This is a genomic window from Bacteroides sp. OM05-10AA, assembly GCF_003439055.1.
Classification (GTDB): domain Bacteria; phylum Bacteroidota; class Bacteroidia; order Bacteroidales; family Bacteroidaceae; genus Bacteroides; species Bacteroides intestinigallinarum.
Genome location: NZ_QSUR01000002.1, coordinates 143,989 through 166,027 on the forward strand (window position 1 = coordinate 143,989; position 22,039 = coordinate 166,027).

Here is a 22,039-nt window from a genome sequence, read left to right on the forward strand (position 1 = left end):
ATATAGGCAAAAAGGCTGCAAATTTTATGAAATTTGCAGCCTTTTTGTTGTAAAAGATGGATTTGAAAACTCGGAAATTCGATCGCAGAGTTTCTAATAAACTCAGATACCGTTTATAATAAACTACTCAAAAGTTTATTAAAAACGTGAGATCCGTTTATATAGAAAATTGTTCATATTTTTATATGTTCTCAAGTTTGCGTTTAGAATATTCTTGGTTAAAGGTAACTATACTTAACAGACCAGAGAGTAATCAAATGAGACAACAGCTTTCCTGTTGGCTAAATTTATACGTGAAGCTCCAGAACAAACCGTGCTCCTTTCGTATAATTCGTATCCAGTGTCAGGCTTCCGTTCATCTTGGCAGCAATCAGTGAACAGATTGGTAATCCTAGTCCATCTCCTGTAGTCAGGTCTTTTACTTCTGTGAAAGGCTTAAAGAGATTTTCCTGTTGCTCTGCCGGAATTCCTGTTCCTGTATCCGTAACGATGAATTGGTGCGTGTGCGCTCCCCGTTTCTTGAATTCGAGACTGATACGACCCTGGTCAGTGTAGAAAGCGGCATTTTTCAGTAAATAGAGAAGAATACGTTCCAACTGTTCCTTGTTTGTCTTTACCTGAAGTTTTGGTGCATTGACTGAAGATGTGACATCCAGTTTTATGTGTTCTTTGGCTTTATCCATCACATTCTCACAAAAAGTCCCCACGTTGATTTCGCTTAGTTCATAGAACTCGGTTAATGAGTTCTCCAGTGATGACAGTTCTTGAATATCATCGCTGAATTTCTTCAAAGCAGCAACTTGTCCCTGCATTTGGGCAGCTTCTTGAGGAGCTTTCTGTGACAGTTCTTCGGCTGAAGTAGCCAGCGTATTCAGGGTAGGCTCCATTTGGGAAGATATATTCTGTATGAATTTGGTTTTTAGTTCATTGTGTTCATTGGCAATTTTCACGCTTTTCTTTAATTTACGATTGCCGGCGATGAATCGCAGCAATATCACAGCCAGTATTGCCAGACCGGCTACCAATATAACCACTAGCACACAGAGACCTATGATAATATACTGCTTGGCAGATAGTGAGTCGTCTTTTTCCTGTATGGTCAGTTGGCTTTCGTCATATTTTCTCTTCAGTACATTTAGTTCATCCTGTGCGGTTAATGCTTTTACAGAGTCTGTCCAGACAATGAAGCTTTCGTAAGTGCGTTCCATCAGTGGAGCATTGTTGCCTTTCCGTGCAATACTGATAAGGTTTTTGTAGCAATCGCTCACCTTGGCATAGTCTTTCTTTTCTTTATATTGGTTGATAAGTTTGCGGAAACAGGCATCACCTTGTGTGTTTTGGTTGAAAGTATAATAATAGTTGGCTTTTGTATACAGCAGTACCTCCGTTAGGGAGTCGTTCTTTGCAAGATTAGCTGTTTCTTCCAATTTATCCAACTGTGTCTTTGCCTGTGCGGGGTTTTTCAGTGCGGTGTACATCTGCAATCGTTCCTTATTGATAAGGAAACGCAGGTCATAAAAGACTTTCTTTTTATTCTGTTCTCCGGTCCATAGAAGCTGCTCCATGTCACGGCAAAGCTCGAATCCCTCTTTATAGAAATTCTCTCTGACATATAAAGCATTGGCCTGAACACCACATTCTATTGCCTGTGGATAGTTTTCGCGGGCGGCAAATGCTTCGTATGCTTTTTTGAATAAATAGCGTGCTTTGATATAATCTTTCTGTTTAAGGCTGCTCTGCGCTTGTTCTTTTAGTTCTGTGGCTCTGTCTTGGGGAGTTTGCGCATAAGTCAGTATGCTGAAACAGAATATTATCAGGAGACTTGTTATGGATGTTTTCATATTATTGCTTATTTGTTTGTCACAAATGTAAAACAAATATATGAAAAAAGGTAGCGTTCGCGGTGAAATAATTTTTATCTGTTTATATTCACTGTGATTATCCTGCCCAGTTCTCCCTGTCGAGATTCCGATAACTGATGGCTTCTGCCAGGTGGCTGGAAAGTATTTGCTCTGTTTCCTCCAGATCGGCAATGGTGCGGGCTACTTTTAAAATCCGGTCATAGGCACGGGCAGATAAATTGAGCCGTTCCATGGCATTTTTTAATAACACAAGCCCTTTATCGTCCGGTTGGGCATACGTTGCCAGCAATCTGCTGTTCATCTGTGCATTGCAATAAATACCCGTACATTCGGCATACCGTTTCTCTTGTATCTGACGCGCCTTTATTACTCGTTGCCGGATGATATTGCTCGACTCTCCCTGTCTTTGATCGGATATCTTGTCAAAGGGTACGGGAACTATTTCTATTTGAATGTCTATACGGTCTAATAACGGACCGGATATCTTATTCAGGTATTTTTGTACTTGTCCGGGACTGCATACGCATGCTTTTGTCGGATGATTGTAATATCCACATGGACATGGGTTCATAGATGCGATAAGCATCAGGTTTGCCGGGTAACTAATGGTGCTTTTGACACGGGAAATGGTGATGTGCCGATCTTCAAGCGGTTGGCGCAATACTTCCAGTACGCCTCTGTTAAACTCAGGTAACTCGTCTAGAAATAAAATCCCATTATGTGCCAGACTGATTTCTCCCGGCTGCGGGAAACTTCCTCCACCAACCATTGCTACTATATAAGTATACGATTTGGTGGTGGTCTGTATTTTCATTATATTTGTACCAGTATTAACCATCTATAGCTTACCTTTATATGAAATGTATATTGTTAGTTCGGGTATCAACAGAAAGTCAATCCTTTAATGAACAGGAAAAGGAGTTATATGACCTAGCCTATTCTCATGGATACAAAAATAATGATATTGTCTCAATAGCAACGAAAGAAAGTGCGATAAAATTAAAAGAAGAAGAAAGATACGGTCTTAACCGTATGAAAGAATTGGTAGAAACAGGTGAATATAATTGTGTGTTCGCTTGGGAAATATCTCGCATTGCTAGGCGTAAGAAAATTCTATTCAGTATCTTGGAATATCTTGTAGAAAGAAAAGTTCAGCTTATCATTAAAGAACCTAGGATTCATTTACTCAAAGATGATAAAACAATAGATGAAGGAGCAGAAACTATATTTACTTTATATGCTCAATTAGCCGAATCTGAGATGAGGAATAAAATGTCTCGATTTGAAAGAGCAAAAAAAGAAGGATATAACAAAGGAAAGTATATGGGAGGAAAGGTAAAGTTAGGTTATAAAGTAGATGAGAATGGATTTTGGGCTATTGATGAGAATGATTCTAAACTGATACAACTTATGTTTGATCTATATAATTCTGGTGAGTATAGCTTAGCAGAGCTTGGAAAAGAGCTTAAATCAAGAGGATATTTTAAGAATCTTTCTATTACTAATGTTAAGGCTGAAATCTATCATATGCTTAAAGACCCTTTATATAAAGGAGAGCGAACTAGTAATAATATTTATCCTCAAATAATAGATAATGAAACGTGGGAGAAATGTAGGGTGAAACGACAAGAAAATCGAGTACGTTCAAAACAAAATGGATCACATTTGCTAACCCCACTAATACGCTGTTCATGCGGTGCATCATATTCAGTTAATCTTATGGATGGTTCTTATTCTTGTAGGGTGAAGCATAATGCAGTCGAAAAAGGCTTAATTCACTCTCCTGATATTAATGTAAATATGATTGAGTCTCTAGTTTGGTATGTTGCTCTTCAAGAATTGCATGAAGACATGGTTTGCAAGCGCAGCGATGCTAAAAAAACTTATGAGGAAGAGATTAATATCTACAATCAAAAAATAGCGTATTCTCGTGAACTAGTTGATTCTACCATGAAACGTCGCTCTGATCTGGATGAAAATTATTTTGTTCATGGTCGTTTTACTAAAGAAAAGTATGAAGAACTTACTCAGAAGCAAAATGATATTATAAAAAATGAGCAAAGCAATATAAGAAAATTTGAAGCTGCCATAAATAATTTGCAGCAACAGATTCAGGCAGATATTACTTTTGATGATATGATGAATTCTCTTAGTAGCTCCTATGATAACTTAAAAAATGGAACGAATTTAGAAACAATGAGGAAAATAATTCATCGATACATTGTAGAAGTTAATATTGAACCATGGGTAGATAAGGCAACTTGTTTCTGGAAAAAAGTTATAATCAAGACGACTCATGATGATGAAAATAAAGAAAAAGTGAAACTCTTTCAAGAACAAGGCTTAGATAATATGCTTTTTACACTTGCTGATATTTTCTATGTAAACACATTTCATAAAAAAGCATACTGGGATGAAAATATGAAGAACTGCGTGCCGATGGTATATATACCACGATTGGAAAGAAAGAGAAAGGATGCTAGACAAAATAAACTTTTAAAAAAATAGTTATATAAAATTTATTTCTATGAATACACTAGAAAATGCAAGTGATAGCATGAATACATTGCTATCTAATATCTCTCAATTTTGTAATTATTATGAAGGATTGAAAGCTATTAAGGGCGATCAGCCGCAATCTGTAAAAGATTTACGTAGTTCGTATGATGAAATAGAAAAATGGAGAAATTGGCTAAAGGAAAACAATCAAGACGAATTGAAGCATGCTGAATTTGCAGAATTAGAATCTTTTCAAAAACAATTAAAAGGTATTTTATTATTTTTTGAAGCACTTATCCCCTTAATACAAACTCTTTTTTACATTTATTTCTTTAAAAAGTTTGATACGTTTTTAAGTTCCTTTGAAGAAGAGAAAATTATGGGACAAAAATATAGACTAACAGGGAAAGAAATCTATGATATGTTAAAAAAAATGCCAGAAAGAAATGCATTAACCTTGTTAAAGCGAATTCCTAATACAGATAATGCTTGTTTTGACTCGTTAGTAGATTCTCTTAAGAATGGAGAAAAGGATATGTTTATTCAAAGTATTCATAAATGGAATTGTGATACAGCTAATATCTCATTTTTTTTATCTGTCTACCGTTCTTTTTATAATACTAAAGAGGAGATTCAAGCTTTTGACACTTTAGGTATATCGCAAGATAATTCAGATGAGCTTTTTTTTAATTATATTTGTGCTTTTGTGAAGGACTTTTCAGAGGATTACAATATATACTTATCATCAATGGATGCTTTTGCTGTTTTCTGTGCCAAAATCCCAACTATTAAAGATGGAAAGGATTTTTTTGACTCTCTTCCACCTTTTGAAAAAATAGTTCCTGATTATAAAGAAATATTGAAAGATTATTTAAAAGATAAAGCCTCTTATACAATACAAGAAATAAAAGCTATTGAAGAGATTGTAAAAGAATCTCATTTTATAGATATCTATAAAGAAGTATGTTTAGAGCTTAGTGGAGATGATCATTTAAATTGTCAAAAAGAAATAATACATGAAATTGAACCACAATGTGATTTAAGCTTTATATTACCTGATGACTATTTTGATCGAAAATCAATTGAAAACAATAATCTTTATTTTTGCAGGCTCCAAGAATATGTTAAAGAAAAAGGGAGTGAAATTTTCATGGAGTTTATTAATTATTTGGCAGAAAATGGTTATATTGAGAATACTGTTGCAGTAAAAGAAAAACTCGCTTTTTGTCTAACAGGAATTATTCTGTCTGAAAGTTCAATGACGATAGTCGAAAAAATAGATAAAATTGAGTGGAAGAAAGAGGCACGATATTTATTCTATATAATAAGTCACTTCTATAAAAAGTGGGATTACAAGCGTGACAGAATGAAAGATATTTTCTCCTGTAAAGATCCAAAATTTGAAAACAATATTTCTTCTTTTTCTTCGTATGCTATTAAAGGCGATTTAAAGACTAAAGATCCTTTTTTAATTAAGATTAGGGATTTGTATCCCAAAATAGAAGACCAAAGGAAATAAAAAAAATAATAGTTAAGCGGGTGTGTCCTTTTCGAAGGGCACACCCGTTTTGTGTTATAACACATTTAACACTATACTTACCTCTTTCTGCCGTTTTATTTGAAATTCAATAATTTAGCTTCGAACTTTCCTGCCATTTGTGTTATAACAGTTTTCATATGCGTTATAACAATCTATATATCAATTTTTTAGATATAAAATATAAATCTTTGCAGTGTTCTTAAAGACAATGAAGAATGAAACAAAGTATTGACAACCTAGAACTGCTGCAACTGATGGAGAGAAAGCAGAAGCTTCTGCTCAAACTGAAAGCAGCTCTTGCATTAGGTCGTATAGATCTATTAAAAGAGTTGTCTTACGAATTCCAGACTATCGTTGCCCAAGAACAGATATTGATTTATTTTAAACAAAAAAAAGTATGAGAAAGAAAATTGTAAAAGTATCTACTATCCTAAATGGAGAGGTAGGACAAGAATCAAAATCTGCAAGTGGAAATGGCGTGGTATCTCAAAATGAGCAAAACGCCTTAGTAGAGAACTCGGAAGATAATGAGGATACTGAACGAGAACCGTCAGACCAACCACAACCTCCAGAGGGAAGTGAACAAGAGACACAAGAGGAAAATGAGAAACAATCTAAGAAACTAGAGAAAGGAACAATCTTTGCTCTTTCTGTATTGCTTGGGATGAAGTATGTCTTCGGACGTATCAAAATTAATCGAGATATTGATTCTGCGCAAGTACGCAAGAAAATCGATTCTATTGTTGCCTGTGGTGGCATAATTTCACCTTTTCTTGTTGTTCCGGCTCTTGTCTGTTTAGATACTAATCTAGAACTTGAAGACTTTGATGGACACACCATAACAAAGGATACTCCTAATTTGAGTTTCATTCTTGTTATAATTGATGGGCAACACCGTTTTGAAGCACTTAAGCAGCTAAATAAGAAAAGGGTAAAAGAAGGTAAAGAACAGTATGAAGGCTATTGCCATTTACCATTAATTGATAATTGCGCAGTAACTACTCTTTTACGAGAGGCGAACTCTGCTACAACACCTTGGGACGGAATGGACTGGCTTACTCAGCTTCTTGTAACCGCTCAAAAAGGGGGGATACCTACTCAGAAACTAAAATGGGTCAAAGAAAAAGCTAAAACTGGATCTGATTCGGCTGCTTGGACATGGCTCTATGGAAAAACAGTATCGAAAGCTACTTCAATAAAGGCTTCAAAAGATCCTAAAAAACTGGAGGACTTGGCTGATGTTACTTCCTTTGAAGAAGATAAAAAACTTTATGAAGCTGCCGCTAAAACTTTCACACAAAGTGCTGCTAAAGTTTTAGGATGGAAGGTTTTACCAGAATGGGTACATAAAAAATTGGACAGTCTGGTTAAAAGGGACATAGTGCGTAGTAAAGCGATAGCTCAATTAGTTAAATTCCTTGAAGGTATGGAATCAAAAGATGTACAGGAAATTAGCGAAATTAAAAAAAGTCTAGATCAGAGTAAGGATAATAAGATAATTGCCAAATTGGATGAACTCTTTGCCAATTTAAAAGACTAATCATTAACACAAGTTCCCCATCATATATCTGTGGTGGGGATTCTGCTAAAATGAATGAGCTATGATAAGACTATATAAGGAATATATTGACTTGGGGTACATCTTCTGTTTGCCAGAACAAATTAAACTAAATTCTAGTGTATTGGCTACATATAAATGTGCTTTAAAAGTATGTATTGATAGGGCTCTTTTAAAAGCTGTACCCGCAAGTCTATTTTTGGAGAAGGGATTGCTAGCAATTGATGATAATGGAGTACCGCTAACTTTATTGGATCAAGATTTATCCCAAAAATTGGTAATAATTGAGGATCTTAATTTATTCTTTGCGTTGCAGAAAGAAGAGTTAATTCTAAACAATTATGTCTGGCTAGAAGTATTATCAAATCTTCCTAAAAACAGAAAATGGACCTTTTAGCTTATGGACTTATTAAAAACCATATTATGTCTTTCTCATAGAATACCAGAAAGAATAAATATTACGATTCATTCGGGAGGAAACGGATTTGATATACCTTTTCCGTTTGGAACGATAGTAGTACCGGACACACCGGATGGATATTGCATTTCTAGTGGTTGTGGATCAGGAAAAACTGAATCTATTAAATCGCTGATACGTCAGAAATGGGATCAAGGTATACTATATTGCGTTGATACGAAAAGTGAATGCAGCAGAATGTATCAATGGATCATGGATAATCTAATTGGAGAAATATTGCACGGTGAAACACTTAAGTCTAATGATGTGCTGATGATTCATTCAGATACCGATTTTGAGAAGATGAGGGAATACAAGACACATCCAGAAAATGTGGTTGATATTAAGATTTTAATCATTACACATGTACGTTTCTTTACTGACCTGATTAACTATTTCTTGCTTTATGAACCGAATAATCCTAATCCGGCTGTTCCTGTATTTGACGGTGACTTCAAGAAATTAATGCAGCAGGGCAACTTAAGAAAATATATCCTTCTTGATGAAACTCCACTGTTCTTAAGACCATTCATTACTTTCTCTAAGGGTTTGCTAGGCGTATTCTCCGAGAAGAATAAAAAGGGAGGTTATCGGTGTAAGTCCCAAACGGATATAAAGGATATGTATGATACATTTATAAAGGGAGGGAGCTTGGAATTCTATAAAGGGACAGACAGGGTTAGTCAAATCAAACGGAATGTTGTATTGGGGTTGATACCGAAGCATTACTCTGAATGGATGGGGATGAAGGATAAGAATTGCAATATCCATTTCTATCCGTCTGACCTGATCCAACCCGGTATGGGTTCCCATGTGATTATATATGAAGGAGCAGGAGATGTGTTGTTGGGTAAAAGTTCCTGCTTTAAGCTACTTGATATAACACCCAAGTATAACTGTCAGGTTGATTTTAGAGAATTTACTTTTAGGGTGAGTAGAAAACATAAACCGGATGATGCTACGTATGCGTTATTTGTCAAGACTGTTTGCTCTTTGTGTTATAGTTCATTTGGGAAAACACTGATTGTTATCTGGAAAGATTACAGGACGGATGATGAGAGAACATTAACTAAGGAGGCTGGTAAATCGGAATGGGCTGATAAACTTAAAGAAGCATTGCTGAAAGAAGGATTAGCCGGAAGAAATTTTACTGTTACTTACTATGGCGCATCCGATACCAAATCAACCAATGTATATAGGGATTATCAGAATATTATCCTTTGCGGTAATTGGGATTTGCCTTCTTCTGTATCAGGACAACTAAGGAAAGCATATAAATCTAAAACCAGTCAGGATGAGTATAAGTTTTGGTATACAATCCAATTGCTCTCTAGAATTGGCATAAGAAAGAATGATGGACTAAAGTATACTGTCTATTACTCTTCTGATCACTCGAAGAAGTTTATCAAGTCTTTGGACGATTATCTGAATAAGAATAAGATAACTCTGAAATCGAAGAGGACTACTACTGATCCCGTATGGATGGCACGAGTAAAATCCATAAAAGGAGGGAGTAAGTATGTAGATAAAATTGGGAAACTGATAAAATATAACCCAGCTTTGGAAAAAGCGATTAGTAATAATGACAAAAGCTTTCAGATGGATATTTCTCTTGATGCTATTGGGGGAATTATCCCAATGGGAGGTAAAAAGCAAAAGTCAAACTATAAGAGGTTGATTGATTTTATGAAGACTAGTTTAGGAATTTCCCTAAGTATACCTGATAATAGAAAATCTATAAACCCCAAACCTTAGTCCGTATTTTTGAAATTGCGGTATAATATATATAAGAGTATAAAAATACGGAGTAGTAGAGAATTATCATAAAGATAGTATTAATGAAAACAAATGTTGTTTTCCATGAGGAAGTATCTCCCAAAGGAGACACTTTCTCCGTGTTAATGAAGTTATGTAATGTTTAATGGACATAATGTATTTGCTTGTTATCCTTTATGTATAGCTTCATTATTTCCCCTTCATTTAATCCAATTAGCCATGCAAACAAAAATGACGGATATAATTGAAAACTATGAAGGGATGAGTTTAGAAGCTATATCATTATTTCCTCAATTCCCCATTTATTCCAATTATCACCCTCATTGTCTAATTTATTATTCCTCCGAAACCTCTATATCCCAATGAATCCCTAATTGATAACAGGGAGATTGTCCAAGTGCGGAGCGAGAGTGAACCCTTTAGAGTATGTCTGTGGGAGTGACGTTATTGCCTTTCGTAGTGTAACGGAGAAAGAATAGTCACGAGTTTCGTAGAGACATACGTGGTGAACGTAAGCGTTAATAAAAGAATGATAACTATGCCGCAATTTCAAAATGCCGGAGTTGCTATTTTAGTCTCATTCAATATGGGGGATAACCATAGATAATAACTTCTCTTGACTGTTACAAAAGATCGAATATTGAAGAGTATAGTTTTAGAAGCAAACTTAATTCCTGTATAAAGATAGGTAAAACTATATATAGTTCAAAAATGAAGAAAAGAGTTTTATTGTGCATATTAAGCTTTTCTTGAGATTAAACAAGCGAATTTTGTGATATTAATATCAAAAAATGTAATCTATATATCGTTTTTTGATATATTATAAACAATAATCGAGATTATTTTGTATATTTGCCGTGAATATTATAAATATGAAACTATGTATACTGAAATAACAAAGATAATTGAATGTGGGTTATCAAAGGATAGTGCAAGGGTTGCAATGTATGCAAAGCTCTTGGCGGAGAAATACGAAGCAGACGGTGAAAAAAAAATGTCTGCTAAGATACGTAGCTTATTAGATAGTAATATTAAGAAAAACTCTCTAATAACAGAGCAGTTTTTAAATCTGCCTGTTGATAATGAAACAAGGCTGAGTATAGCGGATATTTTATCACCAGAAATTAATACAACAGAGTTGATTCTCTCTAACTCTGTTCAAGAAGCAGTAAAAGAGTTTGTTGAAGTTATAGAGCATAAAGAAAAATTTATGGCTTTAGGAATTGAAATACATAACTCTCTTTTGTTATATGGTCCTCCCGGATGTGGAAAGACTTCACTAGCTAAATATATAGCGAAATCTATTCAACTTCCTATCATTATAGCTCGTTTGGACTCTATGATATCATCTCTGTTAGGTAATACATCTAAGAATATTAGAAAATTATTTGAGTTTGCGGATAACAAACCTTGTATTTTATTTTTGGATGAGTTTGATGCTATTGCCAAGAATCGTAAAGACCAGAATGAACAAGGAGAATTAAAAAGGGTTATAAATAGCCTTTTACAAAATATAGATGATTTTTTAGCTAATGGAAATATTTTAATTGCAGCAACAAATCATCAAGAATTATTAGATGATGCTATTTGGAGAAGATTTGAAAAGGTTATATTTATTGATAGACCTGGCTTGGCTGAGAAAAAAGGATTAATAAATAGTTTAATATCCAAGTTTGCTAATAGTTTAACCAAATCTGATGTGGAAAAAATGGCGTTAATGTTAGACAATCTATCATATTCAGAAATAAAAAAGGTCATTAATGGGTCAATAACAAAATCTGTTATTAACAATAGGAATGAATTTAATCTGGTAGATGTTGTATATGGCTATTTTCAATATCAACATTCAAATGAATATACAGAAGAAGAACTTGTTAGATTTTTAAGTGAAAACAATATAAGTCAAAAAGAAATAGCCAAGTTCATAGGAACTTCAATAAGGCAAATCAGGAACTCTTTAAATTTAAAATAATATGAAAAAGTATCTACCAATTAAATTTTATCAGAAACGAGAAATTACAGATGATCGTTTAACTAATGCTGGAGGCTCTAAAGATGATCCTTCTTGGGTGTTACATGGAGAAAGTCTAGAAGAGAGAGCTGGATTACTGAGTACAGGTATTGACGATATTATAAAAACTATTGAAATCAAACCGGATAAATATGATTATATTCCTTCTATAATTGCAGTTGAATTAGATGAAAATGCTGTTGCTAAAACGCATAGAAACTCTATTAAAGAAATATTCAATCAAGAGAGAGATAAAAATAATGTAATTGGTTTTAATAATGAGAACGAACTCTTAATAAAGGTTGATTCTGTGAATGATGCAACAAAAATAAAGAGAAAACTCAATAACTCAATCAGATATGCAAAAGGTATTTCTGCTATTACTAATATTGCAGCATATCAGCCTATAATAGAAAATACCGAAAATAGCAAAGATAGAAAAATAATCAAAGTGTCATTATTTAATTACTTTGATTACAGTTTAAATCAAGCTGTAAAATCTGCATTTCATGACTTATGTAAAGAAAATAATATAATATCAAAAGAGGTCTTTTATACAAATGATTTAATTATTTTTAGATTAGAGAATGTTGAATCTAATGAACAATATTTGAAATTGGAAGAGTTTCCTGCCATAGAATATATCATTCCTATGCCCCAATTCAAAATCTCTAACCAAGAAATAAAACAAAGTATTGACATTGAGTTAGAGAAACCAAAACCTGATAAAGAATATCCAGTCGTAGGAATACTTGATGGAGGTATTGAACAAACGCAACAATTATCTGAATGGATTATTGGTTCTAATAATTCATATCCCGATGAGTTGCTTGATAAGTCACATGGCACATTTATTGGTGGAATAGTGACTTATGGTGATTCCTTAGAAGGGAAAATTATTACTGGAGTGAATGGATGTAAGATTTTTGATGCAGCAGTTTTTCCTGACACCAATAAAGAAAATATTACAGAAGATGAACTTATTGAAAATATAAGAGAAAATATAAAGTCTCATCCAGAAATTAAAATATGGAACATGTCACTTGGCTATGAATGTATGGAGGCTGATTCTGATAACTTTTCAGCTTTTGCTATGGTGCTTGATGACATTCAACAACAATATAATATTATAATATGTAAATCAGCAGGTAATTGTTCTAATTTTTTATCAAATAGACCGACTGGACGAATAACAATCCCTGCTGAAAGTATAGCATCTTTAGTTGTAGGTTCTGTTGGAAATGATGGAACTCCTTCTGTCTTTTCTAGAAAAGGATTCGGTCCTGCCAATATTCATAAGCCAGACCTAGTTAGTTTTGGGGGAAATATGATAAAAGTTGGTGAGAAATATATCATGGACGGTGTTAAATCTTTTGCGACAAATGGTAGCTTTGTGGAGAATCTTGGAACAAGTTTTGCAGCTCCAAGATTAGCAACACTTCTTGCTGGACTAGATTTTAAAATAGCGGAAGAATTTGATCCATTATTATTGAAAGCTCTTGCTATCCACTCTGCTAAATATCCTGATACTAAGTTATCTCAAATAGACCGTGTTCAACTAATGGGATATGGAATTCCTGATACGGTAGAAAATATTCTATATAATTCAGACTATGAGATTACCCTTATTCAATCTGATAGAATTACAAAAGGAAGCTTTATGGAAATACTAGAGTTTCCTTATCCGGAATCATTGATTGACCAGCATGGTTTTTATTATGGAGACGTAACGGTTACTCTTGTTACTTCTCCGGTATTGTTTGCTGGTAATGGAGCTGAATATTGTCTGTCTGATATTGATGTAAAGTTCGGGACATTTGATGAAATCAAACAACTCAAAATTACCCAAGGAAGAAGAAACGAATACGGACCAGATGGGTTTGAAAATCTTCTGATGCCAGATAATTATGGAAGGAGATTTATTAATGCTGATTTTGACAATCCTTTTACTAGGGAACGTACATTGCTGAAATATGGGAAGAAATATCAGCCTGTAAAAAAGTGGCATTTTAACTTAGGTGAATTAACTCCCGCAAATAAAGTAAAATATCTAACAGCTCCTAAAAAATGGGGACTTAGACTTACGGGATTATACAGGGATTTTGCTGAAACTAGAGCTGTTATAGATGGTGAACAGTTATTCCAAGATTTTTGTTTGATAATAACAATAAAAGACCCTAATCAAGAAAAAATGGTTTACAATGAAGTTGCCCACTTGCTAGAAAGTAGAAGTTTTATTCATAATGATATAACTTTAAGGGATTCTATTCAAACACAAGTTAGAATATAATTTATTATTTACATAATTTTCTCCTGTTTATCTAAAAGATAACATGTTTTTAGGTTTTAGGATTATGGGAGTGCTGTTTTTTCATAAATACGAAACTATATAGAAGATTAGTAAATCAAAGCTGAGAGGACAGATCGTCTGGCAGGAAAATTTTAAAAGCAAGGGAAGATAGATCATATTCCACCTTCCCTTTCCTTTTTTAATACGCCAAAGCAAAAATAATCTTATCCGGCATTATTCCAACTTCCGCTAATTTCAACTTGCTTCCTCCAAGTTTAATCGCTGACTTCTTATAGCAATTAATAAATTCATCCTTCGGCATGAAAAAAGGATAGCCATAAGGTACTCCTCCCCAATAGACAGGAACTCTAAAACCATCGAATCCATGACCAGTTATAATCTTTGCATCGGTACAATATATTGTCTCTGGATTATAATTTAACCAGTCTATCTCACCATCCCTGTATTGGCGAGTGAATATTAGCTCCAAAGTCTTCTCAGAAGTAATATTTATCTTGAATCCAATCCCACCGTTAGAGTACTTATCTAAATCCTTCTGTACCTCATTTTCTATTTCACTAATTTCTTGTTTGGTAAGATCATATACTTTCGCCATAACGAATATTTTCTTTTTCATGTTACTTAGTTTTTTGTGATTTAATGATTAAGGTAATATTATACTTTTCTTTCAGGTATTCTTGGAGCTTTCCGTATCTATCTAGCCTACATCTGTTTCTTGGGCATAGCGCAAATATCTCTTTAAGGCTTATTTCTAACATGAATCCTTGTTCATTCTTATCCGTTGTCAATAGAGAAGCCAGTTGAGGAAAATATTCTCCTAAAGCTTTTATATCATCGGAGAACTTATTCGTTGTCTCTTTCAAATCAGGTGATGATTCTACCGGAGTTCTTGGTATACCGCTACAATCTTTATTAAGCGAATACCATAATTGAGATGTGTCTGTCATAAATTAAGTATTGTTTCATAGTTAGGGATTTCAAGGCTTCGTAGTAGAGTTTTCGGCATTTTTTAGGGTAGGAGGAAATAAAAAAACGAGATACCAACTTAATGATACCTCGTTAATGATAGCTCTCTATAACTTAATCATCGTTATAGTCTTCATCTGGATCATCATCTTCATCTGGATCATCCCTGTCCCATTCTTTCCGTGGATCTCCTGTATAGATGTCTCCATCTTCATCATTATCATCTTTGTACATTTCTAAAGTATTCTTTTCCATACTCTTATCTTATTTATTAGTGTTATTATTCTAACAACATTTGAGAACGCCTACGCATATATATAACTTGAATAACAGAAGGTATTGTAACACGATAAGCAGGACCAGCTACATCAACTAAAGTCCATAAAACGGTCACTAGCCATCCTATTGGTCCAGCGAAAATACTTATATATTTAGTTAATCCGGCATTTAAAGCTAATGAAAGCCCTCTGCCTAATAAAGTTTGAGCAACCGCATTTGCAACAATCACAGCCATTTTATATGGAGCAAATCCGCCATTTCTAATAGCCATTTGTAATGCAATTGTCATTCCTTGCTTAGTAGGAGTCTGAGTTTTTATATTCATCTCATCAACAAGCTTCTTCATATCTTCTGCTGCCATCTGTTCCAATGAGTCTGTTAATATTTTCTGTAAAAGATATTCTTCTACCATTTCTGTAGAAGCGTTCTTGTTGTAATTGACTTTCATTCTATCACAAACATCAAATAGGATCGTTCGGTATGTAACACCAGTTTTTCTTATACAATTAACGATCGTGTTACCCCCAAATAGCTGAAATTCATTCGCTATATCTTCCCACATACTAGTGAGATGATCGGGATAACATTGGAGATACGCATCACTTTTTGTCAAAGTCTCCGAATAACGCTTCTTTCCATCCTTGTCTGTAGTTAAATAATCCACTAGGATTTGTAAGTCTTCATTCTTGCAGAAAGCAAGAAATTCTAAATCTTTGTCTTCTTTCATAAGTTATTCTTCTATATATTCAACTTTGTCACCCATTACATTATAATAAGCAGTTATACTACCTTTAGGGATATGGACTTTGCCACCATATCTGATAAAATCACCTTCTTTTATTGTAGGAGGTGTTGATGACTTGAAATAAAAGTCAGCAGTAACTGGATGTGTATTATGTTGTCGGTCATTCCAAGATCCAATTTTAGTGACTGATTTTGGTATAACTATTTTATTCATTCTAAAACAGCCACTTATGCATCCATAAGGAATTTCTACAAGTCCTTCGGGGAAAGTAATTTCTTGTAATTTTATACAGTCTTTAAATGTTTTATCGCCTAGTTTTTTTAGATTTTTGGGCAATTCAATCTGTTCTAATGATATACATTGACCAAAAGCCATTTCTCCAATGGTTTCAACGCTTTGAGGAAGGATTACTTTTTTAAGGTTTGTACAACCTTCAAATGCTGAAAATACTATAGTTTTCAAATAAGGAGGGAATTCGACAGTTTTCAAGTTTATACAGTTCTTGAAAGCTTCTCTATATATACATGCAGCTCTTAAAGGTAATTTTACTGTTTCCAGAAGAGGCATTCCTTCAAAAGCATTATATGGAATACAACAGTTTTTCTCTGGTTCTTTAAATTCTGTTGCAGATTGCAATATATACGTTAAAGCTTTATTTGCTTGATATTCATTAGTAGAAATATTCTTATCTCTGTATTCGTTATCCAATCCCTTCTCTAGTAATCCAAATAAGAAATTTAAAGCTTCCGTATCTGCTTGCTGTTTCTTTAAGAACTCTGGTGAATAAGTAATATATGTGTGAGACAGATCTAAATATTTTAAAGCCCTGCATTTCTTGATAATATCTAAATCCGTTTCATAAAGAAATCCAGTAATAGTTAGTGATTCTACTGAGCTAAGATTCTTTAATGGCAAAGAAGATAAAATTGTTCCGGGCTTTTCAACTGTAATATTAAGTTTCTTTTTTTCTCCCATTTCAATTATTTTATCAGAAGAAAGTCCTAGATTAATAAATTGATTTCTACTTCCTTTAGGAACTGCCACAATATTATAACCAAACTCTGAGAAATCTTTATCTATTTTTTGGGGGATATTTCTGAATTCTACATATTTAATGTAATGAAACGACTGATAATGCAAATTCTCAATGTCATTTATAAAAACAACAGTATCAAGTAAGCACCCTGAAAATGCGGATTGCTCTATATCTATTTTATTATTAAAACGAATAGTCTTCAATTTGTTACAATCTCTAAAAGCGCAATTGTTAATATGCAATAATTCTGTACCTGATTGAAATTCTATATCAGATAATGACTGGCAATTATCGAAAGCTCCTGTTTTTATCTCTTTGATATATGGAGAAAATGTAACTTTTTCTATAGAACTGTTCCTGAAAAAGTCTTTACCGACAATTTCTACGTTAGGAAGAGTAATATTTTTCTCATTATGCTCATTACGTTTTTCGCTACCTCCTAAATCTCTAAGAATATTAATGCCGTTAAATCTATTCTTGTCATTTGCATCATTTTTCTGTAATATTGATTTCCCATTTTCATCTATGACTACTTTGGGCTTAAAACCAACATAATCATGTTTGGAGGTTTGGAATACTAATGTATCAATTTCTTGTGTTTTATTAAAACCACTATGTTCTCTCACTCCGGCAGATAAAACATTAGAAACTATTACTTTACGCAATTTTGGTAAACTTGAAAAATAGTTATAGGTGTAATGCCGTAGATATCCTGCGCTTTTAGCTTCATTGATACATACAGATAATACTTCTATATTAGTACATTCTCCAATACTCTTTTCTACCCATGATTTTAATAGAAGAGCTTTCGGTAGATATAGTTCTGATAAATTAGGCATTAATGGGAACTCTTCAAAATCTCCGGTGGTTTCTGATAAATCTAATAAGGTAATATTGGGCATTTTACCTATATATTTAATATCTTTAGAAGAAATCTCTCCAGATATTTTTAACTTGGTTATTTGAGTTATTTCTTTTTTGTCAATAATAGAGCTTAACTTCCCTGCTTTAGGATTAAATACACTTTTTAAGTCCTTATCATTAATAGTTGTAGCTTTTGAATCTACTATCAGATTTGGCGTATACAACAACTGTTCAGAATAAACTCTTTTTGTGCTTTGAATTAGCAATAACAAAAATAGCAATGAGATTAATCGAAAATTCTTCATAGCTTTTCCTCCTATACGCCTATAAGTCCCGAATTCAGCCGTTTGTTTTGATTAAACGTTAGTATACAAGAAAGGCATGGACTTGTCTGCATTCATTCAAGATCGGGCATCGCCAAACGCCTAGTGAAAAATGAACAAAGAAACAAATACCCATGCCATGATGTTATGTAATCAAGTACAGCATGTGCCATACAAGTACATATACAAAACAGAATGAGCGTTACATTTGTCCCTTATCCCTTCACTTTGAAATTGGCGATTTCGATCTTAGGATAAAAGCAAAAATACGCTTTCTATAAATCCAACCATTTCTCCGGTTGAACTTCTGCAAAAATACGTTTTTTTGTTTAATGTAACGCTCTTATATGAGTATTTATTTCTTCAAAAATAAGGCTATTAAAGTTTTTGGGACGGTAAAGATACAGGGAAAGAAAAAGAAAAGAGGGAATTTCACCCTCTTAATTTCTAATTATTGCTTAAAAATTGATTCCTGATTCTTTGGACTGTCGAAATTCCAATATTTTGCAGTTTGGCGACATTCCTCACCGAATACCCTTTTTTCAATAAAGCTATGGTATCCTTATATTCCTCTTTCTTCTTTTCTTCTGTTTTAGTTGAACCAGTTTTTCTGCCTAGCTTACCTCCATTTGAGATATAATTTGCTCTGCCGGAATTTAAACGATATTGGATATTACTCCGTTCTATGTTTGCCATTTCCGCCAGAACTGTCACCATGATAGAAGCTATTGGATTAACTTCTCCGTTTGGTTGGAGTGTATAAAGTCCTAAGTTCTGTATGTAAACCGATACTTTGGATTCGTGTAACATTTCTAAAGAACGAAGCACTTGTAATGTTGATCTGCCAAGTCTGCTTAATTCTGAGAGAAGCAAGAAATTCACAGATTCACGTTTACAGTATTCCAAACATTCTCCTAGAATCTGCCTTTCTTCAATTTTCTTTGCACCTGAGATATGTTCTTCGTATATATTCACAATTTCTATATCCTGTGACTTAGCATATCTTTTTAAATCCTCAATTTGTCTAAAAGTAGATTGCCTATCATTACTAGATGATACACGTGCATAAATAACAGCTTTTGTTTCCATATAATTCTTTGATTAAATTGATAACACGAAAAGATGTATTCAAAACCGTCCATCAGATTTATTTGAACACATCTTTGATTTGAACACAAAAAGAGGACACAACCTTTCAGAAGCATCCTCAATTCTTTATGGTTTCTGATAAATCCTAATACCTTATTATATTATATGTACTAGACCCCCCTTTTTCATAATCTTCCACTTCCTCTAATTCAAAGTATTCGTTATAAATTTCTTCTATCTCCTCTCTATCCAAAAAAGAGTAATTGGTTTGGTACATATAGAATAAATCATCTACTGTTATACTGGGATCTGTATCTAAGACAGAAAATATATCCTCTCTTGCTGCTTCATATATATCATCTTGGTAATCATGCTTCGAACTTTCACTCTGATGATAATAGACTTTGGTGCAATTCTCTATTATATTCTGTACTAGACCCAGGCATTTTAAGAGGTCTTTCTTGATCGTAAACTCATGATCTGTGTGTGGTTCATAATATCCACAACTAAGATTAATACAGCTTCCCGAAAAACCACGTTCCTTCAATTCTTGAATATCTGTCATCATTCCGTCTGTTGCCCTATAGCCAAACTTCTCATAATTGATGTCTTTTAGAAATTCTGGGGAGCAGAGAGAAGTCCAACCTATTTCGATAATAATATCCTGATACCCTCTTCTATCAGGTTCTACTATAAACCGGCAATCCTTGAAGAATTCCATGTCTGCTTTAGAACTTCCAATACATCCTATTTCCTCACTTACAAAAAAAGCTACTTTTAAGGTATCATACTTTTCCAGACACTTTAAAGCTATCCAGATTCCGTTCTTATCGTCTGCTCCCAAACCTTCTTGTCTTTTGTTATTCGGGCTGTAACCGAAAATAATATCTTTCGTTTCGATTGGCATAAAGTCTTTTGAATGTAATCTTTGTACCTGATCTAAATGTGCTACAACACAGGGATAATATTCTGATTTTCCCTTGGATATGTAGAGGTTTCCCATTTTATCTATTTCAATTCTGACCTCTTGAATCTCTTTTACATAATTCCATATAAACTTGGTTATTGCCCATTCTTTACCACTGGGACTATAGATCTTATATAGTTTCTTTAATAATTCCATGATTCTTTTGTTTTTAGGGTTAAACTGTCATTTCTTCCATTTCGTAGATATAAGGTAGTCCAGTTTCTTCATCGACTTCATCATAGTAGATTCCATCAATTTCATACAGCCTTTTTTCCTTTACCAATCCTTCTATTGTTTGAATGGAGATGGTAATTTCTTTATAGTTGCAATTCATAGAATCCCACTCCTGATAACTTGCTACCATATCCTTATACTCATAAAATTCTTCATCATACTCTGAATAGAACCAATTCTCCTTCTTGTACTTTTCTTCAGCTTTTTCTTTGCAATCGGGACAGCAATAATCTTCTTCAGTTATATTAGAATAGTTTATTCCTGTTTCTATATAATATTCCTCGCATTCAGGACAGCTTTGGACATCGTCCTCATGGTGATATTCTTGAGATTCTTCGACCCATATAAAATCATCCATATTTTCGGTGTCGCAATAATACTCAATTCCATGATAGTAGACTAAGTATGTATTATCACAATAATAATCATGGTAATTATCATAAGGGCGATCTTCATCCTCGCCACCTATACTTCCTTCTGTCGTATCCAGTGCAATATCTCCGTCCCCATAATTATCTGCTATCCTTTTGTATTCATCATACCACTTGAAGGAATCTTGATAGCTCAGAGTATCATCATAATCTAAGTTACACTCTATCCTAAACCTATGTCCCGCTAGTGAATTTCCATCAAGATCAACAAAGTTCCTTGCTTCTCCACATCCAGCACCGACCTTCTTATATCCATCAATGTGACCTCCTTTGATCAATGTATCTATCAAAGAACGCTTAAGAATATCATCTTCCTCGGAAGAATATTGTCTTTCTGCCAGTTTCCATATCTTACCGCTTTCATCCATTACCTTATTATAGATGATACACCGTGCTATAATTTTTCCATCTTCATTGGTCAGATAGGCTGCACTTGCATCGACAGCATTTTGATAGAAATAATGATATTCCTTATCTACCATACAAGAATGAAAGTCACCTACACAACTTTCGGATGAATATATTTTCTCAAAATTCTGATCTATACATAATTTATTCTTAGGAACTTTCATCATTGCGTATACCTGCCAATCAGCTACAAATTCTTCACATAAATATGTGACTACTTGTTCTGGCAATGATCTACCGAATTCTGTTTCTAGAATAATAGATCGGTATAGTTTTCCAGCTTTCATTTTATAGGTTTTCATATCCTCATTATTTATATATCTGACAGCCTTAGCGTCACCATCTTCGCATAATCCGAGGTTATCGTCAGTAGAATAGATAGAACTGTAATAGAGATTTCCATTCAGATTCAATAGATAAGGAAGTCTTTCATCATTCTGACTCTGCCTTGATATTTCTTGGGTAAGAAGCTTTTTCAGTTCGGGCATACTTGAGATTCTAAGAAATCTTGTATCCCCAGTTGCTATTGCTTTATGTAATAATTCTCTGTTCTTAATATAGGCGAGTAATATTTTATTTTTTCTGCTACATACTCCGTTCCCATGTTTTTGTATTCCGGAGAGTTCTTTGAATTCTTCGTAATTTTGAAATTTATAGTATAGCATAATCTTTTCTTTTTTTAA

The 22,039-nt window shown here is 33.8% G+C and carries 17 protein-coding genes and 1 pseudogene; 8 read left to right on the top strand and 10 right to left on the bottom strand.

What is annotated here, in order from left to right:
- Positions 1–287: 287 nt before the first annotated feature.
- Both DXB58_RS01955 and DXB58_RS01960 read right to left on the bottom strand, forming a co-directional pair.
- Complete coding sequence (locus tag DXB58_RS01955) at positions 288–1,841, bottom strand: HAMP domain-containing sensor histidine kinase (RefSeq protein WP_117932811.1); 1,554 nt, start codon at positions 1,839–1,841, stop codon at positions 288–290.
- A gap of 97 nt (positions 1,842–1,938) precedes the next feature.
- A pseudogene (locus tag DXB58_RS01960) lies at positions 1,939–2,637 on the bottom strand (YifB family Mg chelatase-like AAA ATPase); the annotation flags it as partial.
- 80 nt (positions 2,638–2,717) lie between these two features.
- Here DXB58_RS01960 and DXB58_RS01965 point away from each other — a divergent pair.
- The 8 genes from DXB58_RS01965 (at position 2,718) to DXB58_RS02000 (ending at position 13,993) form a co-directional block, all read left to right on the top strand.
- On the top strand, positions 2,718–4,370 hold the full coding sequence (locus DXB58_RS01965; protein ID WP_122135747.1) for a recombinase family protein: 1,653 nt from the start codon (positions 2,718–2,720) through the stop codon (positions 4,368–4,370).
- A 19-nt stretch (positions 4,371–4,389) separates the two neighbouring features.
- Positions 4,390–5,880, top strand: coding sequence for a hypothetical protein (locus DXB58_RS01970; RefSeq protein ID WP_122135748.1), 1,491 nt, complete (start codon positions 4,390–4,392; stop codon positions 5,878–5,880).
- A gap of 236 nt (positions 5,881–6,116) precedes the next feature.
- On the top strand, positions 6,117–6,302 hold the full coding sequence (locus DXB58_RS01975) for a hypothetical protein (protein WP_122135749.1): 186 nt from the start codon (positions 6,117–6,119) through the stop codon (positions 6,300–6,302).
- A complete protein-coding gene (locus DXB58_RS01980; RefSeq protein ID WP_233527214.1) occupies positions 6,299–7,441 on the top strand; it encodes a hypothetical protein in 1,143 nt (380 codons plus the stop codon). Before DXB58_RS01975 ends, DXB58_RS01980 begins: the two co-directional genes overlap by 4 nt.
- A gap of 61 nt (positions 7,442–7,502) precedes the next feature.
- Positions 7,503–7,856, top strand: coding sequence for a hypothetical protein (locus DXB58_RS01985; RefSeq protein WP_122135750.1), 354 nt, complete (start codon positions 7,503–7,505; stop codon positions 7,854–7,856).
- 3 nt (positions 7,857–7,859) lie between these two features.
- A complete protein-coding gene (locus DXB58_RS01990) occupies positions 7,860–9,671 on the top strand; it encodes a hypothetical protein (protein WP_122135751.1) in 1,812 nt (603 codons plus the stop codon).
- A gap of 901 nt (positions 9,672–10,572) precedes the next feature.
- Positions 10,573–11,664: an ATP-binding protein gene (locus DXB58_RS01995; protein WP_044094920.1), complete on the top strand. Its 1,092-nt coding sequence runs from the start codon at positions 10,573–10,575 to the stop codon at positions 11,662–11,664.
- A 1-nt stretch (position 11,665) separates the two neighbouring features.
- Entirely contained in the window at positions 11,666–13,993 is a 2,328-nt protein-coding gene (locus DXB58_RS02000; protein WP_122135752.1) for a S8 family peptidase, read from the top strand.
- Between the two features lie 199 nt (positions 13,994–14,192).
- Here DXB58_RS02000 and DXB58_RS02005 read toward each other — a convergent pair whose 3' ends face one another.
- The 8 genes from DXB58_RS02005 to DXB58_RS02035 all read right to left on the bottom strand — a co-directional run bounded on the left by DXB58_RS02005 (position 14,193) and on the right by DXB58_RS02035 (position 22,021).
- On the bottom strand, positions 14,193–14,630 hold the full coding sequence (locus tag DXB58_RS02005) for a hypothetical protein (protein WP_122135753.1): 438 nt from the start codon (positions 14,628–14,630) through the stop codon (positions 14,193–14,195).
- Position 14,631: 1 nt separating this feature from the next.
- The gene (locus DXB58_RS02010; protein WP_122135754.1) at positions 14,632–14,961 is read right to left on the bottom strand and encodes a hypothetical protein; all 330 of its coding nucleotides are present in this window, start codon (positions 14,959–14,961) and stop codon (positions 14,632–14,634) included.
- Positions 14,962–15,094: 133 nt separating this feature from the next.
- A complete protein-coding gene (locus tag DXB58_RS27640; RefSeq protein ID WP_158571542.1) occupies positions 15,095–15,235 on the bottom strand; it encodes a hypothetical protein in 141 nt (46 codons plus the stop codon).
- 25 nt (positions 15,236–15,260) lie between these two features.
- Positions 15,261–15,986 (bottom strand): DUF3944 domain-containing protein, encoded by a 726-nt coding sequence (locus DXB58_RS02015; RefSeq protein ID WP_122135755.1) that lies wholly within the window; start codon positions 15,984–15,986, stop codon positions 15,261–15,263.
- A gap of 3 nt (positions 15,987–15,989) precedes the next feature.
- A complete protein-coding gene (locus DXB58_RS02020) occupies positions 15,990–18,209 on the bottom strand; it encodes a leucine-rich repeat domain-containing protein (RefSeq protein ID WP_122135756.1) in 2,220 nt (739 codons plus the stop codon).
- Between the two features lie 465 nt (positions 18,210–18,674).
- Positions 18,675–19,316, bottom strand: a complete 642-nt coding sequence (locus tag DXB58_RS02025) for a recombinase family protein (protein ID WP_122135757.1) — start codon at positions 19,314–19,316, stop codon at positions 18,675–18,677.
- Between the two features lie 145 nt (positions 19,317–19,461).
- Positions 19,462–20,439: a hypothetical protein gene (locus DXB58_RS02030; RefSeq protein ID WP_122135758.1), complete on the bottom strand. Its 978-nt coding sequence runs from the start codon at positions 20,437–20,439 to the stop codon at positions 19,462–19,464.
- A gap of 19 nt (positions 20,440–20,458) precedes the next feature.
- On the bottom strand, positions 20,459–22,021 hold the full coding sequence (locus DXB58_RS02035) for a hypothetical protein (RefSeq protein ID WP_122135759.1): 1,563 nt from the start codon (positions 22,019–22,021) through the stop codon (positions 20,459–20,461).
- Positions 22,022–22,039: the final 18 nt, after the last annotated feature.

Excerpts from the sequence above, each read along its gene's own strand:
- DXB58_RS01955 (WP_117932811.1), bottom strand. The coding sequence starts at position 1,841 with ATGAAAACATCCATAACAAGTCTCCTGATAATATTCTGTTTCAGCATA.
- DXB58_RS01965 (WP_122135747.1), top strand. The coding sequence starts at position 2,718 with ATGAAATGTATATTGTTAGTTCGGGTATCAACAGAAAGTCAATCCTTT.
- DXB58_RS01970 (WP_122135748.1), top strand. The coding sequence starts at position 4,390 with ATGAATACACTAGAAAATGCAAGTGATAGCATGAATACATTGCTATCT.
- DXB58_RS01975 (WP_122135749.1), top strand. The coding sequence starts at position 6,117 with ATGAAACAAAGTATTGACAACCTAGAACTGCTGCAACTGATGGAGAGA.
- DXB58_RS01980 (WP_233527214.1), top strand. The coding sequence starts at position 6,299 with ATGAGAAAGAAAATTGTAAAAGTATCTACTATCCTAAATGGAGAGGTA.
- DXB58_RS01985 (WP_122135750.1), top strand. The coding sequence starts at position 7,503 with ATGATAAGACTATATAAGGAATATATTGACTTGGGGTACATCTTCTGT.
- DXB58_RS01990 (WP_122135751.1), top strand. The coding sequence starts at position 7,860 with ATGGACTTATTAAAAACCATATTATGTCTTTCTCATAGAATACCAGAA.
- DXB58_RS01995 (WP_044094920.1), top strand. The coding sequence starts at position 10,573 with ATGTATACTGAAATAACAAAGATAATTGAATGTGGGTTATCAAAGGAT.
- DXB58_RS02000 (WP_122135752.1), top strand. The coding sequence starts at position 11,666 with ATGAAAAAGTATCTACCAATTAAATTTTATCAGAAACGAGAAATTACA.
- DXB58_RS02005 (WP_122135753.1), bottom strand. The coding sequence starts at position 14,630 with ATGAAAAAGAAAATATTCGTTATGGCGAAAGTATATGATCTTACCAAA.
- DXB58_RS02010 (WP_122135754.1), bottom strand. The coding sequence starts at position 14,961 with ATGACAGACACATCTCAATTATGGTATTCGCTTAATAAAGATTGTAGC.
- DXB58_RS27640 (WP_158571542.1), bottom strand. The coding sequence starts at position 15,235 with ATGGAAAAGAATACTTTAGAAATGTACAAAGATGATAATGATGAAGAT.
- DXB58_RS02015 (WP_122135755.1), bottom strand. The coding sequence starts at position 15,986 with ATGAAAGAAGACAAAGATTTAGAATTTCTTGCTTTCTGCAAGAATGAA.
- DXB58_RS02020 (WP_122135756.1), bottom strand. The coding sequence starts at position 18,209 with ATGAAGAATTTTCGATTAATCTCATTGCTATTTTTGTTATTGCTAATT.
- DXB58_RS02025 (WP_122135757.1), bottom strand. The coding sequence starts at position 19,316 with ATGGAAACAAAAGCTGTTATTTATGCACGTGTATCATCTAGTAATGAT.
- DXB58_RS02030 (WP_122135758.1), bottom strand. The coding sequence starts at position 20,439 with ATGGAATTATTAAAGAAACTATATAAGATCTATAGTCCCAGTGGTAAA.
- DXB58_RS02035 (WP_122135759.1), bottom strand. The coding sequence starts at position 22,021 with ATGCTATACTATAAATTTCAAAATTACGAAGAATTCAAAGAACTCTCC.